Source organism: Anaerorhabdus sp. (genome assembly GCF_036637135.1).
Lineage (GTDB): Bacteria > Bacillota_I > Bacilli_A > Erysipelotrichales > Erysipelotrichaceae > Anaerorhabdus.
In genome coordinates, this window is the sequence record NZ_JAVWNC010000124.1 from 1 (window position 1) to 1,021 (window position 1,021).

The following is a 1,021-nucleotide window of genomic DNA, read 5'->3' on the forward strand; positions in this document are numbered from 1 at the left end:
TATCTTTGTACTCGACCTGAAGCATCCCCTTGACATAGGGCTTCAACTTCAGCTTCACTCACAAGATTAAAGTCTCCTGGAATGGTGTGTTTCAATGCGGATGCTGCTACTGCAAATTCTAACGCTTCTTGTTTATTCTCTTTTGTTAATAATCCATGAATTAATCCACCAGAGAAACTATCTCCTCCACCTACTCGATCGACAATGGGTTCAATGTCATATCGTTTTGATTGGTAGAATGTTTCTCCATCATATAATAATGCTTTCCATCCATTGTGATTCGCACTAAAGCTTTCTCTTAATGTGGATGTGATGATCTTGAATCCAAATACTTCTTTCATCTCTTTGAAGATTTCATAATATCCTTCAGCTCCTGTTTCTCCTTTTTCCACATTCGCTGTTGGTTTAAATCCCAAACATAGTTCTGCATCTTCTTCATTACCAATACATACATCCACGTATTGCATTAATGGTTTCATGATGGACTGTGCTTTTTCTTTTGTCCATAATTTCTTTCTAAAGTTTAAATCTACTGAAACTGTGACATTGTACTTCTTGGCAGCGATACATGCCTTTTCTAATAACTTAGCGGTTGTATCACTGATGGCTGGTGTGATCCCTGACCAGTGGAACCAGTCTGCATCTTTCATGATGGCATCAAAGTCAAAGTCAGATTCACTTGCTTCTGCTATAGCGGAATGAGCACGATCATAAATGACTTTACTTGCACGCATACTTGCGCCTGTCTCTAAATAATAGATACCGACACGATCACCACCACGAGCGATGTAGTCTTCCTTAACACCATATTGTCTTAAGGCATTAACTGCTGCTTGTCCTATTTCGTGTTTTGGTAGTTTGCTGACGAAGTATGCTTCATGTCCATAATTCGCTAAGGATACCGCTACATTTGCTTCTCCTCCACCATACACAACATCGAAACTATTACTTTGAGTAAATCGTGTATTTCCTTCTGTTGAAAGACGTAACATGATTTCTCCCATTGTTATGATTTTCATAA

Annotated in this window: 1 protein-coding gene; it reads right to left on the reverse strand. The window is 38.7% G+C overall.

The genetic code is table 11. The features are described 5' to 3' along the window. Window positions 1-992 (reverse strand): sugar kinase (locus RR643_RS11660; protein ID WP_332483324.1); only part of this gene is annotated, 992 nt, incomplete at its 3' end. Window positions 993-1,021: the final 29 nt, after the last annotated feature.